Below are 15,866 nucleotides of genomic sequence, written 5' to 3'. Positions count from 1 at the left end.
CACCCCCAGGTGCCGGCCGGACGCCCGCTGCGGGCCGGTGCGAGGCGGCGCGGCGCGGAGGTGGAGCTAACCGTGCCCGCCTGGGAAAATTGGGCCATGACAGTCGCCATCGTCGTTACCGTTGCCGCCCTCCTCGTGATCGCGTTCTCCGAACCGCTCGGGGAGAGGGTGGGCATCGTCGCGCCGGTGGTGCTGCTGCTGGCGGGGGCTGCGGTGAGCTTCGTGCCCGGCATGCCCGAGCTGCACGTGGAACCGGACCTGGTGCTGCACGTGATCCTGCCACCGCTCGTCTTCTCCACCGCCGTGGCCATGCCCGTGCAGGATTTTCGGCGCAACCTGGGCGCGATCTCGGTGCTGTCTGTGCTGCTGGTGGTGGTCACCGCCGTGCTGCTGGGGGCGATCATCAGCGCCATGACCGGCATGCCGCTCGCCCTCGGGATCGCGGTGGGCGCCATCATGAGCCCCACCGACACGGTGGCCACCATCGTGGTGCGCAAGCAGGGGGTGGCCGAACGCCTGGTGACCATCATGGAGGGCGAGGGGCTCATCAACGACGCCTCGGCGCTGGTGATCCTGCGCTCCGCGCTGGCTGCGGCCGCCGGGGCCGTCTCCATCTGGCAGGCCGGGGCGGACTTCCTGTGGGCCGTGGTCGGCGCGGTCCTGGTGGGCTGGGTGGTGGGCCGGGTGACGATCTGGCTGCGTGCCCAGGCCAAGGAGCCCTCCACCTCCACGGTGATCTCCCTGACGGTCCCCTTCCTGGCGGCGGTCCCGGCCGAGCAGCTGCGTGCCTCCGGCCTGGTGGCCGCCGTGGTGGCCGGGCTGGTGACCAGCAAGGAGGTGGCGCGCTGCGTGCCGCCCGCCCACCGGCTCAACGCCAAGCAGACGTGGCAGACGATCGGCCTGATCCTGGAGTCCGCCGTCTTCCTGGTGATGGGTTTGCAGGCCTCGACGTTGCTGCACGAGCTGTGGGGCGCCGGGCAGGGCCTGGGCAACGCAGCGGTGTTGGCGGGCGTCACGCTCGCCGTGGCGCTGACCGTGCGCGCGCTGGTGGTCTTCCCGCTGATCGGTGCCATGCGCCGCAACGCCGTGCGCCGCCAGGCCCGCGCCTCCCGGGCGGAGACGGTCACGGCCATGCTGGACGCGATGGAGGAGGGCGTGATCACCGGCCCGGGCGCCCGCAAGATCGACCAGCGGCGGCTCGAGCGCATCCGCTTCCGCCTGGCCAGGCGCGTCTCGGACGCCCAGTACTACCAGGACGCCCACCTGGGCGCCCGCGACGGCGCCATGATGTGGTGGGCCGGCATGCGCGGCGGCGTCACCCTGGCCGCCGCGCAGACGCTGCCCACGGGCACACAGGACCGCGCCCTGCTGCTGTTCGCGGCCTTCGCGGTGGCGGCGTTCTCGCTCATCGTGCAGGGCGGCAGCCTCAACCTCGTGGTGCGTCTGCTGCGCCCCACCTCCGCGCGGGTGACCAGCCACGAGGAGCGCGAGGAGGTGCGCTACCTGGTCCACGCCGCCGGCCGGCAGGTGGAACCCCCCGAGCATCTGCGCGAGTGGCTGGGCAAGCGGTGGCGTGCCGGGGCGCCCGCGCCGAGCGCTGCGGACCTGTGCCACCGGATCGACGTGGTGGCCGCCGCAGAGGAACGCGACGAGCTCAAGGTGGAGGCCATCGAGTGGGCCCTGGCGCGCATCCGTGCCGAGCGCCTGGCCATCATCGAGCAGCGCGACGCCGGCAAGTTGGACGCGGGCCTGTTCAGCTACACGCTGGGCCTGCTCGACGCCGACCAGGTGCGCCACGAGATGCACCTGGAAGCCGCCAGGGCGGGCATGGAGGGCCTGGTTGATGACTAGGCCCACCCGGAGGGATTCTGGGCGCTTCTAGGGCCGTTTCCTCGCTGCTCGGCGGGGCCCGCCCGCGCGGGCGGCCCGGACCGCTCCCCCTCTCGACCCTTACCTGACATAACGTTGGGGCCGGTGGCTATTGTGGCTGGCTGTTTGGCGCTGGGGCTGGGTCGTTGCGGAAGGGTCGGTCGTCCCGACCGCTCCGCCCCGCTCACCCCGGCCCGTGGCCCGCTTCCTGCGGGCTCGGCCCTGTGCATTCCCTGTGGAAAGGATTTTCCGTTTTCCACTTCGGTGGGTAAACCTGTGGATTATTCGGCTCGGGGAAAGACTGCGGGGGTGGATGCCCGCGCATCCACCCCCGTTTCACGTGAAACCGTTGGTCCGGCGCCGCCACGAACGGCCGCTCCCCTGCTTGCTCCTAGGCTCCCGGCGCATCCTGCCCGGAAACGTCTCCCGCCGGCGCCGGCGCCTTGTAGCCGATCTCCGGCGAGAGCACCGCCAGGATGCGCTCCAGGTCCTCAGCGTCACGGAAGTCGATGGCGATCTTGCCCTTGCGGGCGCCCATCGTCACCTTGACCCGCGTGGCGAAGCGCGAGGCGAGCTGGTAGTTGAGCGCGGTGAACGCGCCCTCCCCGCCGCCCCGGCGCGGACGGTACTCACGCCGCTCCTCCACGGGCTCGTCGCCCTGAGCCACCAGCTCCTCGACCGCCCGGACGGAAAGGCCCTCTGCCTCGATGCGCTCGGCCAGCGCCTCCATCGCCTCCGCGTCGGGCAGGCCCAGCAACGCCCGGGCGTGGCCGGCGGAAATGCGGGACTCGGCGACGCGCCGCTGCACCGTGCCGGGCAGCTTCAGCAAACGCATCGTGTTGGAGATGTGCGGCCGCGACCGCGCGATCCGGCGCGCCAGTTCCTCTTGGGAGCAACCGAACTCCCGCAGCAACTGCTCGTAGGCGGCCGCCTCTTCCAGCGCGTTAAGTTGAGCGCGATGCAGGTTCTCCAGCAGCGCGTCGCGCAGCATGTCCTCATCCGCCGTCGAGCGAACGATCGCAGGCACCTCTGCCAGGCCGGCGAGCTGGGAGGCCCGCAGCCGGCGCTCGCCCATGATGAGCTCGTACTCACCGGCGATGACCTCGTCAGAGTCCTCCGGCGCACCCGCTCGGCGACCGCTGTGCCGCCGCTCGTCGTCAGCGGCCAGCGGGCGGACCACGATGGGCTGAAGCAGTCCCACCTCGCGGATCGACGCCGCAAGTTCCTCCACTTCCGATTCCACAAATACCTGGCGCGGCTGCTTCGCATTGGGCACGATCACGTCCGGGCTCAGCATCGCCAGGAACACGCCCGGCACCGCCACCAGCTCCGGCTCTTCCGTTTCACGTGAAACGTCCGGTTCCCCGCTCGCCGGACCGGCAACCGCGCCGACCGCCGAATCGCTAGCCTTCGCGACCTCTCCACGACCGTCCTGAACCGTTTCACGTGAAACGGGGGAGGCCGCCGTTGGCCCTACTCCCGCGCGTTCAAGCACGCAGGGCGATGCGACCTTCTTCTTGGCGGTGGCACGCTGGGCCTCCAGCACCTCGCTTGACGCGGCCACAGCACCCGCAGCGCCCGTTTCACGTGAAACGGTCTCACCGGCTGCCGCCGGCTTCGCCTGCGACGCGCGCGCCTTCGTCGCTCGCTTGCCGCCCCTGCCACTCTCCTCCGTTTCACGTGAAACAGAGTCGACGTCCTTCTTGCCGCGCTTCAGCGGGGGAGAGAGCAGCGCGGATATCTCGCTGCGCCGCTGCACGTCGCCGCCACCGAAGTAGAGGTCAACCGGTCGGCTCGTGCGTTCCCCACCGCCCGTCCAGCCGGACTGTGCATTGCCGAGCTCCGCATTTGCCCGCATTGCCTCTTCGTCGTCCCGGATCAGCGCACCCAATCCGCGCCCAAGCCCCCGCCGCTCAGCCATTCTTCACGCAGCCTTCCTTGGCCATGATCTCCCGCGCGGCCTCACGGTAGGCCAACGCGCCCGTCGACTTTGGATCGTACTGCAGCACCGTTTGCTGGTAACTAGGGGCCTCGGCGATCCGCACCGACCGCGGAATCGTCACCTCCAACGTTTCCTCTGCGAAGTGCGCTCGCACCTCCGCCGCCACCTCCGAGCTAAGCCGCGTGCGACCGTCGAACATAGTCAGCAGGATCGTCGAGATCCGCAGCTCCGGGTTCAGGTGCTTCTGAATCCGCGCGATGTTCCGACTCAGCAGGCTGACTCCCTCCAGCGCGTAGTACTCGCACTGGATCGGAATCAATACCTCGCGCGCGGCCACCAGCGCGTTCAGCGTGAGCAGGCCCAGGCTCGGCGGGCAGTCGATCACCACCACGTCCGTGCGCCGCTCGCCGGCCTCCGCCTCGGCCCGGAAGAACTCGTTCAGGGCCGCGCGCAGCCGGTGCTCGCGGCTCATCGCCGCCACCAGCTCCAACTCCGCGCCGGTCAGGTCGATCGTGGCCGGGGCGCACCACAGACCCTCGACCTCCGGGCTCGGCTGCACCACTTCGCGCAGCGTCCGTTCCTCTACCAGCACGTCGTACATTGACGGCGTCCCCACCCGGTGCTCGATGCCCAGGGCGGTGGAGGCGTTGCCCTGCGGGTCGAAGTCGATCGCCAGCACCTTCAGCCCGCCCGCAGCGAACGCCGCTGCCAGGTTCACGGCGCTCGTTGTCTTACCCACGCCACCCTTCTGGTTGACGACGGTGAAGATGCGCGGCTCGGCCGGGGGAGTGAAGGAGACGCCGGCCAGCTTGGCCCGCAGCCGCATGTCCGCCGCCAGCTGGGCGCCCACCGGGCTGTCCTGCCTGCCGCCCGCAGCAAAGCGCTCTAGGGAATCAGTCACCTGCGTTCCTTTCTCTGCCGGATTCGGCCAAACCTATGCTAACCGCCTGGCCCGGATCAGCCTGGCCGGCACCTCGAAGATGTGCTCACCGTCCACCACCGGATCGACTTCCTCCACGCGCGCCCCACCCAACCTAAACCGGTTCAGTAGACCGGCGCTAACGGCCTCGTCCAGCTCCGACTGGGCCTTAGCGCCCTTGAGCGCCACGAACTCGCCACCGTCCACCAGCAGCGGCGCCACCCAGGCGATCAGCTCACCGAAGGAGGCCACGGCCCTGCACGTCACGGCGTCCGCCAGAAGCTCGCCGTGCAGCTCCTGGGCCCTGGCCCGGGCGATCGACACGTTGTCCAAGCCCAGCTCGTCTGCGGCGTAGCCCAGCCAGTCCACCCGCCGCTGCATCGGTTCAATCAGCACCACGTCCACGTCCGGCCGCAGCACAGCCAGCACCAGGCCGGGAAAGCCCGCCCCGGAACCCACGTCGGCAACCAGTGCCCCGGAGGGAAAAACGCCGGCCACGGCGGCCGAATTGAGCAGGTGGCGGCTCCACAGGCGCGGCAGCTCCCTGGGCCCGATCAGGCCCCGTTTCTCGCCCTCACGCGCCAGCAACTCCGCCAGCGCCTCCATGGGCACGGCCCGCGCCCCCATGAAGGCGCGGGCCGGACCCGACAACTGCTCTAGCTCGCTCACGCCTGCTCGGCTCCGTCGGCCTCTGCGGCAGCGTCGTCCGCCTCCACCGGCGCACTGGCGTAGACCACCACGTAGCGCTTGGGCGCCACGCCGGCCGAATCGCTGAACAGGCCGGCCGCGGCAACCACGTCGTGGCAAACCTTGCGCTCGAAGGGGTTCATCGGCTCCAGCTCCACCGGCTCGCCGCTCTCCTTGACCTGCGCGATCGCGGCCTCGGTCAGGGCGGTCAGCTCGGCGCGGCGCTCGGCGCGGTAGCCGGCCACGTCCAGCATCAGGCGGGAGCGCTCGCCGGTCTGGTTCTGCACCGCCAGGCGGGTCAGCTCCTGCAGGGCGTCCAGCACCTCACCGTCGCGGCCCACCAGGCGCTCCAGCTGCCGGCTGGACTCCTCCACCACGATTGCCACGGAGGCGCGGTCGCCATCTACGTCGATGTCGATGTCGCCGTCCAGGTCGGCAATGTCCAGCAGCTCCTCCAGGTAGTCGGCCGCGTGCTCGCCCTCGGCCTCTAGCTGGGCAACGTCCACCTTGATCTCAGTCATGTGCATCCTTTACACGGGGTGGGGGATACCCCCGAAACAAAATCCTTGTTACTTCTTCTTGCCCTGCCGGCGGCGCGCCATGCGGGCCTGGTAGCGCTTCATCTCGCGCTCGGCGGCGGTCAGGCCACCCGCGTCCCGCGCGTCCTGGCTCGCCTCGGCCTCCTGCTGGCCCTCCAGCAGCTCATCGACGCTGGAGGCCACGGGACCGGAGTGCTTCTGGCGCGACTTGCGCACGGGCTGAACTCGCTGGCCCTGGCGCGCTGCCGCTGCGGCGGCCGCCTCCTTCTCCGCCAGCTCCTCGTCGGTCTCCGGCGGCAGGCCCTTGGCGATGCGCTTGGCGCGGATGCGCTCCTTCATGGCGCGCTCGGCCTCGGAACCCGGGGCCGGCATGCGGCGGATGGCGTACCACTGCTGGCCACCGGTCCACACGTTGGAGGTGAGCCAGTAGATGAGCACACCGATCTGGAAGTTGATGCCCGTGACCGCGAACAGCAGCGGGAACAGGTACATCATGATCTTCTGCTGGCGCATCATCGGGTTCTCGCCGGAAGTGGCGGAGGACGGCATGTTCTTCATGGTCAGCTGACGCATGGTGAGGAACTGCGATGCGCTCATGGCCACGATCAGCACGACGGTGATGATCTTGACCTGGGAGTCGGAGGAGGACAGGAAGGTCTCAGAAAGGCGCGCCCCGAACAGGGTGGCGTCCTGCACCTTGGCGGCGACCTCGCGGGTGAGCGGACCGATCGGGTTCGCGGTGCCAGCCGCGATCGCGCCGGCGTTGTTCAGCACGCGGAAGAGCGCGAAGAAGATCGGCATCTGCAGCAGCAGGGGCATGCAGGAGGAGAACGGGTTGGTGCCGTGCTTCTTGTAGAGGGCCATCATCTCCTGCTGCATGGCCTGCTTGGAGGCGGGGTCCTTGCGGCCCTTGTACTTCTCCTGCAGCTTCTTCAGCTCCGGCTGCATGATCTGCATGCCGCGCGAGGCCTTGATTTGGCGGAAGAACAGCGGGATGAGGGCGATGCGCACCACCACGGTGAGGCCGACGATGGCCAGCACCCACGCCCACGAGGAGGCGTCCCCGAGGACGATGGCGAAAAGGTCATGCAGCTTCACCATGATCCAGGCGACCACGTACATGATGGGCTTCAGAATGGTGTCCAACACAGGCTCCTCTGGGAATGGCACGTCAGTGCCCGCAACGTCCTAAATCTACCGTGCGCCCCCGCCGGCCTGCTTGCGCAGCCGAGGGGGCCTGGTCACAGCGCTTTAGAGGTCAATCTTTGTGCCGTCAGGCAGCGTCCGGTTCTGCGCATCGGTTGAGCGCCACCGTCCGGGTAGTGGGACCATGTCCACGCCGCCGGGGCTCCAGGGCCAGCAGCGCAGCAGGCGCCAGGTGGTGAGCAGGATTCCCTTGCCCACTCCGTGCTGCTTGACCGCGCCGGCGGCGTAGGCCGAACAGGTGGGGTAGTACCGGCAGGTGCGCGGTCGCCCGGCGCTGATCTTGTCCTGATAGAAGGCGATCATCCCCAACAGGATGCGTTTCATTGCTCCTCCTGGCCGCCCGGGGTGGTGGGCTGGTTGGCGGTGACGGTTTGGGTGGCCGACGTCCCACCGGCCTCCCCCTCGCCCTGCCGGGCCGCCAGTTTCCGCTTGGCGCGCTTGACGCCGGTGCGCAGCTGCTCGCCCAGTTGGGCGCTAGTGAGCCCGTCGGCACCGGACTGGACCCGCAGCACTAGGAGCGCGGCGGGGCCCAGCTCCGCCAGGAGCTCGCGGCACAGGTGGCGCAGCCGCCGCTTGACGCGGGCGCGGTGACTGGACAGGGGGATTTGCTTTTTGGGTACAACGAGGCCGATGCGGGCAGCATCGCTGCCTGCATCGGCCAAGTGAATGATGAGGTCCGCGCTCCGCACGGTCACGCCAGCACGGGCGGCGGCGCGGAAGTCCTCCGGCCGCACCATCCGGTGGCGGCCCGGCAGCACGTCAGGCGGACAGCTTGGCGCGGCCCTTGCGGCGGCGCATGGCCAGGATGGCGCGGCCGGCGCGGGTGGACATGCGCAGACGGAAGCCGTGCACCTTGGCGCGGCGGCGGTTGTTGGGCTGGAAGGTCCGCTTGCTCACGGTCACTCCTCCTTGCAGTTAGGGCGTCTATCGCCGGTATTGGTCCTTTAGCGCCCAGATAGGCACAACGGCCTTCAATGCTAGGGAGCAAAAGCGCCGCCGGTCAAGAAATACGGGCGCGTCACCGATCACACTTCGCCCGTTTCGGGCCGCCAATTGCTCCCGCCCGGTGGCCGCCCGCTCGCCCGGGCCCTGCCGGCCCTCCTGCCCGCCGGCGCTATCCCGTAGGCGGCCGCGCGCGGCGCGCTGCCTAGCCTACCCACACTGTGTGAGTAGTGGTAGCTACCACCTTGTGGAAAGTGGGGGAGCGAACCGGCAGCCCGCAAAGCCCGTATTTCCGTGATTTCGGGGCTCTTTGGGCGGGGCCTCCCCCAATCCCCAATTGTGGAAAACTGTGTGGACGCAAGGCAGCGGGCAGGGTAGTTTGGGGGCGCCGAAAGGAGCCCCACGTGTCCGCACCGCAGCCAATTACCGAAAGCTGGCCCGACGTCCTGCGTCTGCTGCAGGAGGGAGACAAGATCTCCAGCGGCCAGATGGGTCTGATTCGGCGCGCCAAGATCCTGGGTGACGTGGACGGCACCCTGCTGCTGGCGGTGCCCTCTAACTTCTCCAAGGAGTACGTGGAGGTGCGGGCGCGCAGCATCATCACCGACGCGCTCACCCAGGTGCTGGGCCGGCCCATGCGCATCGCGGTGACCGTGGATCCCTCGCTGGCCAGCGGGGAGGAGCGCGAGGAGGTGACGATGCTGCCGGTGGAGCCGGAGGAGGACCTGGCCCTTTCCTCCCGGATCGCGGCGCGGGAGACCGAGCGCGGCGAGTCGCCGGCGCCGGTGGAGGCGGACAACTCCCGCCTGAACCCCTCCTACACGTTCGAGACCTTCGTGCCGGGTTCCTCCAACCGCTTCGCACACGCCGCCGCCACGGCGGTGGCAGAGCTGCCGGCGCGCGCCTACAACCCCCTGTTCATCTGGGGTGGCTCCGGGCTGGGCAAGACCCACCTGCTGCACGCGATCGGCCACTACGCCCGCAACCTCTACCCGCACCTGAAGGTCAAGTACGTCAACTCCGAGGAGTTCACCAACGACTTCATCAACTCCATCCGCGACGACCGCGCCGAGGCCTTCCAGCGCCGCTACCGCGAGGTGGACGTGCTGCTGATCGACGACATCCAGTTCCTGCAGGGCAAGGAACAGACGATGGAGGAGTTCTTCCACACCTTCAACGCGCTGCACAACGGCGAGAAGCAGGTGGTGATCACCTCCGACGTGCCGCCCAAGCAGCTCGATGGTTTCGAGGACCGCCTGCGTTCGCGCTTCGAGTGGGGCCTGATGACGGACGTGCAGCCGCCGGACCTGGAGACCCGCATCGCCATCCTGTCCAAGAAGGCGGTGGCCACCGGCCTCGAGGTCAGCCCCGAGGTGCTGGAGTACATCGCCTCCCGCATCACCTCCAACATCCGGGAGCTGGAGGGTGCGCTGATTCGCGTCTCGGCGTTCGCGAACCTGAACAAGCAGCCGGTGGACCTGGCGCTGGCGGAGCTGGTCTTGAAGGACCTGATCTCCACCGAGGATGAGGTGATCACGGCCTCCTCGATCATCGCGCAGTCGGCGGAGTACTTCCAGATCACGATCGAGGCGCTGCGCTCCACCGACCGCTCGCGCGTGCTGGTCAACGCCCGCCAGATCGCCATGTACCTGTGCCGCGAGCTCACCGACCTCTCGCTGCCCAAGATCGGTCAGCAGTTCGGCGGGCGCGACCACACCACGGTCATGCACGCCTACCGCAAGATCACCGAGCAGATGAAGACCAAGCGCGAGACGTACACGCAGGTCACCGAGCTGACCAACCGGATCAAGCAGCAGGCCCGCGCCCGTTAGCGCTGCGGCCCGCTGGAACCGGGCGGTGGGGCGGCAGCGTCGTCCCCCTCGCGGGAACTTACGTGCCGTCCCTGCACCACCGCGCCGCTGTGCTGCCGGCCGCCCCCTAGAGGCAGCGTGCGCTGTACTTGGCGGCGACCGACGTCGACCACTGACCTCACCCTTTTGCCCTACCGCCCCGACCAAGCGGCGTTATTGCAACGAAAACCGCGTGATTCACAGGGGGTGTGGGCAGGATGTGGGCAAGCGGGCTTCTCTTGTGTGTAATTACAAGATCTGCTGTGGAGGGCGGTGCGGGCCGGTTTTGGAATCCACAGACCGCCGGGCTTCTCCCACCGCCTACCCACCGGCGGGCACACAGGCCAGATTCTTGTAATTACAAGCCAAAGCGGGATTTTCCCCAGTTTCCACAGGGCTTACTACTAGGACTAACCAAGTAGGGGAGGGGAAATCTGTGGAACACCAACGCAAGGCTGCTGACGCCCAGGCCGGGGGTGGCAGCTTGGGCTTCTCTCGGCGCGCCGAGTTGCTCTAGCCTTGATCAGGGGTTTGTCCGCGACGGCAAACTTTGACCGAGTTGCGGAATAATGGCGGCAAAGCCAAGGAGGATCGATGAAGTTCACTGTGGAGCGCGACGTTCTGGCAGAAGCCGTCTCTTGGACCGCGCGCACGCTGCCCGCCCGCCCCGCCGTCCCCGTGCTCGCGGGCGTGCGTCTGGCCGCGCAGTCCAGCGGAGAGGTGGCGATCTCCACGTTCGACTACGAGGTCAGTGCCCGCAGCGTGATCGAGGCCAACGTCGAGGAGGCGGGCACCGTGCTGGTGCTGGGCCGCCTGCTGGCCGACATCGTCAAGGCGCTGCCCAACCGCCCCGTCACCCTCGCCCTGGAGGGCGCCAAGGTGGAGGTGCGCTCCGGCTCCTCCCGCTTCACCCTCATGACCATGCCGCTGGACGACTACCCCGAGCTGCCGGCCCTGCCGCCCGTGCTCGGCAACGTGGACGCCCACCTGCTGCAGCAGGCCGTGGCCCAGGTCTCCCTGGCCGCCTCCCGCGACGAGACCCTGCCCCTGCTGGGCGGCGTACGCGTGGAGATCGACGGCGAGCGCATGCGCCTGATGGCGACCGACCGCTACCGCCTGGCGGTGCGCGAGCTGCTGTGGCACCCCTCCGCCACCGGGCTGGAGGTGCAGGCCCTCATCAAGGCCAAGACCCTCTCTGACGTCTCGAAGTCACTGTCTAGCGGTGGCGCGGTGGAACTGGCGCTGTCCACCCAGTCCGAGCCCGGCATGCCCTCCCTGGTGGGTTTCGCCGCCGGCGGGCGCACCACCACCTCGCTGCTCACCGAGGGCGACTACCCGCCCGTGATGCGGCTCTTCCCCACCGAGACCCCCGTCTACGCCGTGGTCCGCACTGATGACCTGATCGGTGCGGTCAAGCGCGTCAGCCTGGTGGCCGAGCGCAACACCTCCATCCGCCTGTCCTTCACCTCCGAGGGCCTGACCCTGGAGGCCGGGCAGGGCGAGGACGCCCACGCGGCCGAGGAGATCGGCGTGCTGCTCTCCGGCGAGGAACTGGTCACCGCCTACAACCCGCACTACCTGCTGGACGGCCTGAGCGCCGTGGGCACCGAGTACGTGCGCCTGTCCTTCTCCCACCCCTCCAAGCCGGCCGTGCTGACCGGGCAGAACGAGGAGGAGGGCGAGTCCCTGCCGGACTTCCGCTACCTGCTCATGCCGATCCGCTTCGGCAACTAGCGCGTGTACGTCTCCAACCTGGCGCTGGACGACTTTCGCTCCTACCGGCGCCTGGTCCTGGAGTTCCCGCCCGGGGTGGTGGCCTTCATCGGCCGCAACGGGCAGGGCAAGACGAACATCGTCGAGTCCCTGGTCTACCTGTCCACCTTCTCCTCCCACCGGGTGGCGGCCGACGCTGCCCTGGTACGCCGCGCCCTAGACGGCGGCCCCCAGCCCGGCGGGGCGATGGTGCGGACCAAGGTGCGGCGCGGCGAGCGCGCCGAGGTGCTGGAGCTGGAGATCGTGGCCGGGCGGGCCAACCGGGCCCGCCTGAACCGGGGCACCTGCCGCCCGCGCGAGCTGCTGGGACGGCTGCGCACCGTGCTGTTTGCCCCCGAAGACCTCTCCCTGGTCAAGGGAGACCCGGCCGGCAGGCGCGACTTCCTGGACGCCCTGCTGATCCAGCACACCCCCCGCCTGGCGGGCGTGAAGGCGGACCTGGACAAGGTGCTGCGCCAGCGCGGCGCCCTGCTCAAGCAACTGGCCGGGACCGGTCGTGGCCCTCGCGGCGGCTACGGGACCGGGCCCGATGCCGGGTACGGCGCGGCGGAGGAATCGCTGCTGGCCGTGTGGGACGAGCAGCTGGTGGAGCTGGGCGCCCAGCTCCTGGCCGCCCGCCTGGAGCTGGTGGAAAAACTGGTCCCGCTGGCCGAGCGCTACTACCGCGAGGTGGCTGACAGCCAGGACCTGCTGCGCCTGGAGCTGGTGGTCAGCGCCCGGGAGCACGCCGCCCGGGGCGGTTACGCCCCGCCAGAGGCCGCGGGGGCCGGCGCGGCGGAGCTGGACGAACTGCGCCGGGTGCTGCGCGCGGCCATCGCCGCCAGGCGCGCCGACGAGCTGCGCCGGGGAGTCAACCTGGTGGGCCCGCAGCGCGACGACCTTACGATCAGCCTCAACGGACTGCCCGCCAAGGGCTACGCCAGCCACGGCGAGTCCTGGAGCTGCGCGCTGGCGCTGCGCCTGGCCTCCTTCGAGTTGCTGCGCGGCCTGGACGGCGACCCGGTGTTGATCCTGGACGACGTCTTTGCCGAGCTGGACGCCAAGCGCCGCGCCGCCCTGGTGGGCGTGGTGGCCGGGGTGGAGCAGGTCTTCATCACCGCCGCCGTGGGGGAGGACGTGCCAGCGGAGCTGGATGCGGCCAGGTTCGCGGTGGCCGGCTCGCAGGTCACCAGCCTCGACGGCCGGGGCAGCGTGGGTAGTGCGGGGGGAGAGGGCACCGGTGAGCAAACCGAGGAATCCCCGCCGGGCGGGCCGCAGTGAACGGCGAGCAGGACAGTTGTGGGCAGGCCGAGGTACGGGGGCAGGCGGGTGGAGCGTCGGCCACCGGCGGCCTGCCGCGCCAGGCCTGGGAACCGACCGAGGCGGACGTGGCCGGGCTGGCGCTGCGCAGCCTGGATAGGTTCCGCGCCGCCGCCTTCGAGCGCGGAGACAAGCGCACCAGCCTGCGCAAGCGCACCGCCGGGCTCGCCGCCCTCGAGGAGGGCGAGCAGATCGAAAACGAGGGCGGCTACCAGCCCCCGCCCGGAGTGAAGTTCTGGGGCAGCGGGCCGGGCAAGTCCCGGCGCACCCCCAAGAAGCTCGGGGCGATGAGCGACCGCCTGCTGGAGCGCCTGGGCCTGAGCGGGGCGGTAGCGCTGGCGCGCGTGGCCTCCCAATGGGACGCGATCGTGGGTGAGCAGATCGCCGCCCACACCAGGGTGGAGACCTTCGAGAACTCCATGCTGGTGATCCGCGTGGACTCCACCGCCTGGGCCACCCAGCTGCGCATGCTCACCCCGCAGCTGCTGCGCAACATCGCGCAGATCGCGGGGGAGGGCGTGGTGACCAACCTGCAGATCCTGGGCCCGGCCGCGCCCTCCTGGAAGCACGGGCCGCGCAGCGTGCGCGGGCGCGGCCCCAGGGACACCTACGGCTGAGCCGGGCGGGCGGCGGGCCGCGAAGCCAGGCAGGGCCGTGGCGGCCCCTAGAAGGCCCTGGACCCCGCCGGTGCCACCCACCTAGCCCCACGGTGGTTCAGGGCCGCAAAAGCGGGTAGAATCGACGAGGTCCTATTTTGGGGCCGGTTCTTGCCCCGAATAGAGGAGACCCGTGAGCGAGGATTCGCAGCGTCCGGCAGAGTACGGCGCCAGCAACATCACCGTGCTGGAAGGCCTGGAGGCGGTGCGCAAGCGCCCCGGCATGTACATCGGCTCCACCGGTGAGCGCGGCCTGCACCACCTGGTGTACGAGGTCGTAGACAACTCCGTCGACGAGGCCCTGGCCGGCTACTGCACCCACATCGAGGTGGTCTTGCAGGCGGACGGCGGCGTGCGCGTGAGCGACAACGGCCGCGGAATCCCGGTAGACATTCACCCCACCGAGGGCAAGCCCACCGTCGAGGTCGTCATGACGATCCTGCACGCGGGCGGCAAGTTCGGCGGCGGCGGCTACGCCGTCTCCGGTGGTCTGCACGGCGTGGGCATCTCCGTGGTCAACGCCCTGTCCACCCGCGTGGAGACCGAGGTGCGCCGCCAAGGCCACGTGTGGCACCAGTCCTTTGCCAACGGTGGCCACCCGGTGGGCACCCTGCGCAAGGGCGAGGCCACCGAGGAGACCGGCACCACCCAGACCTTCTACCCGGACCCCACCATCTTCGACACGGTGGACTTCGACTTCGAGACCCTGCGCTCGCGCTTCCAGCAGATGGCCTTCCTCAACAAGGGCCTGTCCATCAAGCTGGTGGACGAGCGCGAGGACGCCATCGACGCCGGCGACGAGGTCACCGGGGACGACGTGCCGGACCCGGCGCGCGGCCACCGCGAGGTGACCTACATGTACGAAAACGGCCTGCGCGACTACGTCGAGCACCTGAACAACACCAAGCGCGCCGAGATCATCAACCCGGAGATCATCGCGGTCGAGGCCGAGGACACCGAGGCCGTGATGAGCCTGGAGATCGCGCTGCAGTGGACCACCGCCTACAGCGAATCCATCCACTCCTACGCCAACACGATCAACACCTCCGAGGGCGGCAGCCACGAGGAGGGCTTCCGCGCGGCCCTGACCTACGTGGTCAACACCTACGCCCGCGAGAAGGGCCTGCTGAAGGAGAAGGACGACAACCTCACCGGCGACGACATCCGCGAGGGCCTGACCGCCGTCATCTCCATCAAGCTGGGCGAGCCCCAGTTCGAGGGCCAGACCAAGACCAAGCTCGGCAACGCCATCGCGCGCACCTTCGTGCAAAAGCAGCTCAACTCCCAGCTGGCCGACTACTTCGACTCCCACCCGGCCGAGGCCAAGAACATCATCGGCAAGGCCCAGGCCGCCGCTGCGGCCCGCATCGCCGCCCGCAAGGCCCGCGAGGCCACCCGCCGCAAGACCGGCCTGGACTCCGCCTCCATGCCCGGCAAGCTGCGCGACTGCTCCTCCCGCGACGCCTCCAAGTGCGAGCTCTTCATCGTCGAGGGCGACTCCGCAGGCGGCTCCGCCGTCGGTGGGCGCGACCCCGAGGTGCAGGCCATCTTGCCGATCCGAGGCAAGATCCTGAACGTGGAAAAGGCCCGCATCGACAAGGCCCTGTCCAGCGAGACCATCCAGAACCTCATCACCGCCTTCGGCACCGGCGTGGGCGAGGAGTTCGACCTGGCCAAGCTGCGCTACCACAAGATCATCTTGATGGCGGACGCGGACGTGGACGGCCAGCACATCGCCACCCTGCTGCTGACCCTCGTGTTCCGCTACATGCGCCCGCTGGTGGAAAACGGCCACATCTACCTGGCCATGCCGCCGCTCTACCGCCTGAAGTGGTCCAACGCGCCCCACGAGTTCGTTTACTCCGACAAGGAGCGCGACGAGCGCCTGGCCGCCGGCCAGGCCGCCGGCCACCGCCTGCCCAAGGACGGCGCCATCCAGCGCTACAAGGGTCTGGGCGAGATGAACGACCACGAGCTGTGGGACACCACCATGAACCCGGCCGCGCGCATCCTCAAGCAGGTCACCCTGGGTGAGGCCGCCGCCGCGGACGAGGTGTTCAGCGTGCTGATGGGTGAGGACGTGGAATCGCGCCGCGCCTTCATCCAGCGCAACGCCCAGGACGTCCGCTTCCTCGACATCTAAGGAAAAGCCAAGAACATGAGCGAGCAGCTAAACGAGGAAAC

General features: G+C 69.3%; 14 protein-coding genes. 6 read left to right on the top strand and 8 right to left on the bottom strand.

The annotated features are described in order from the left end of the window. Positions 1-96: 96 nt before the first annotated feature. Complete coding sequence (locus ABYF38_RS04950; RefSeq protein WP_371151203.1) at positions 97-1,851, top strand: cation:proton antiporter; 1,755 nt, start codon at positions 97-99, stop codon at positions 1,849-1,851. Positions 1,852-2,260: 409 nt separating this feature from the next. Here the strand turns inward: ABYF38_RS04950 and ABYF38_RS04945 are convergent, their stop codons facing one another. The 8 genes from ABYF38_RS04945 to rpmH all read right to left on the bottom strand — a co-directional run bounded on the left by ABYF38_RS04945 (position 2,261) and on the right by rpmH (position 8,059). Beyond that, on the bottom strand, positions 2,261-3,790 hold the full coding sequence (locus ABYF38_RS04945) for a ParB/RepB/Spo0J family partition protein (protein WP_371151201.1): 1,530 nt from the start codon (positions 3,788-3,790) through the stop codon (positions 2,261-2,263). Then, the gene (locus ABYF38_RS04940) at positions 3,783-4,712 is read right to left on the bottom strand and encodes a ParA family protein (RefSeq protein WP_371151199.1); all 930 of its coding nucleotides are present in this window, start codon (positions 4,710-4,712) and stop codon (positions 3,783-3,785) included. The genes ABYF38_RS04945 and ABYF38_RS04940 overlap by 8 nt, the downstream gene beginning before the upstream one ends. A gap of 33 nt (positions 4,713-4,745) precedes the next feature. Continuing rightward, on the bottom strand, positions 4,746-5,399 hold the full coding sequence (gene rsmG, locus ABYF38_RS04935) for a 16S rRNA (guanine(527)-N(7))-methyltransferase RsmG (protein WP_371151197.1): 654 nt from the start codon (positions 5,397-5,399) through the stop codon (positions 4,746-4,748). After that, positions 5,396-5,938: a protein jag gene (locus ABYF38_RS04930; protein WP_371151195.1), complete on the bottom strand. Its 543-nt coding sequence runs from the start codon at positions 5,936-5,938 to the stop codon at positions 5,396-5,398. The genes rsmG and ABYF38_RS04930 overlap by 4 nt, the downstream gene beginning before the upstream one ends. 48 nt (positions 5,939-5,986) lie before the next feature. Then, complete coding sequence (yidC, locus tag ABYF38_RS04925; RefSeq protein ID WP_371151193.1) at positions 5,987-7,102, bottom strand: membrane protein insertase YidC; 1,116 nt, start codon at positions 7,100-7,102, stop codon at positions 5,987-5,989. Between the two features lie 105 nt (positions 7,103-7,207). Continuing rightward, positions 7,208-7,486, bottom strand: a complete 279-nt coding sequence (gene yidD / locus ABYF38_RS04920) for a membrane protein insertion efficiency factor YidD (RefSeq protein WP_371151191.1) — start codon at positions 7,484-7,486, stop codon at positions 7,208-7,210. Continuing rightward, positions 7,483-7,920: a ribonuclease P protein component gene (gene rnpA / locus ABYF38_RS04915; RefSeq protein ID WP_371151189.1), complete on the bottom strand. Its 438-nt coding sequence runs from the start codon at positions 7,918-7,920 to the stop codon at positions 7,483-7,485. Before rnpA ends, yidD begins: the two co-directional genes overlap by 4 nt. Before the next feature lies 1 nt (position 7,921). Continuing rightward, positions 7,922-8,059, bottom strand: coding sequence for a 50S ribosomal protein L34 (rpmH, locus tag ABYF38_RS04910; protein WP_371151187.1), 138 nt, complete (start codon positions 8,057-8,059; stop codon positions 7,922-7,924). A gap of 449 nt (positions 8,060-8,508) precedes the next feature. On the opposite strand from rpmH, the gene dnaA reads away from it, so the two are divergent. The 5 genes from dnaA to gyrB all read left to right on the top strand — a co-directional run bounded on the left by dnaA (position 8,509) and on the right by gyrB (position 15,825). After that, positions 8,509-9,936 carry a chromosomal replication initiator protein DnaA gene (gene dnaA / locus ABYF38_RS04905; protein WP_371151185.1) on the top strand — a complete coding sequence of 476 codons (1,428 nt, stop codon included), beginning with the start codon at positions 8,509-8,511 and terminating at the stop codon, positions 9,934-9,936. Between the two features lie 612 nt (positions 9,937-10,548). Continuing rightward, positions 10,549-11,688 (top strand): DNA polymerase III subunit beta, encoded by a 1,140-nt coding sequence (dnaN, locus tag ABYF38_RS04900; protein ID WP_371151183.1) that lies wholly within the window; start codon positions 10,549-10,551, stop codon positions 11,686-11,688. 3 nt (positions 11,689-11,691) lie between these two features. Then, on the top strand, positions 11,692-12,987 hold the full coding sequence (gene recF, locus ABYF38_RS04895) for a DNA replication/repair protein RecF (RefSeq protein ID WP_371151181.1): 1,296 nt from the start codon (positions 11,692-11,694) through the stop codon (positions 12,985-12,987). After that, entirely contained in the window at positions 12,984-13,643 is a 660-nt protein-coding gene (locus ABYF38_RS04890; protein ID WP_371151179.1) for a DUF721 domain-containing protein, read from the top strand. Before recF ends, ABYF38_RS04890 begins: the two co-directional genes overlap by 4 nt. Before the next feature lie 172 nt (positions 13,644-13,815). Further along, the gene (gyrB, locus tag ABYF38_RS04885) at positions 13,816-15,825 is read left to right on the top strand and encodes a DNA topoisomerase (ATP-hydrolyzing) subunit B (RefSeq protein ID WP_371151177.1); all 2,010 of its coding nucleotides are present in this window, start codon (positions 13,816-13,818) and stop codon (positions 15,823-15,825) included. The last annotated feature ends 41 nt before the right edge of the window (positions 15,826-15,866 follow it).

Origin of the sequence: Buchananella sp. 14KM1171, assembly GCF_041380365.1 — a bacterium.
Taxonomy (GTDB): domain Bacteria; phylum Actinomycetota; class Actinomycetes; order Actinomycetales; family Actinomycetaceae; genus Buchananella; species Buchananella felis.
The sequence above is the reverse complement of the archived record's forward strand: the minus strand, read 5'-3'. Positions and strand labels throughout refer to the sequence as shown.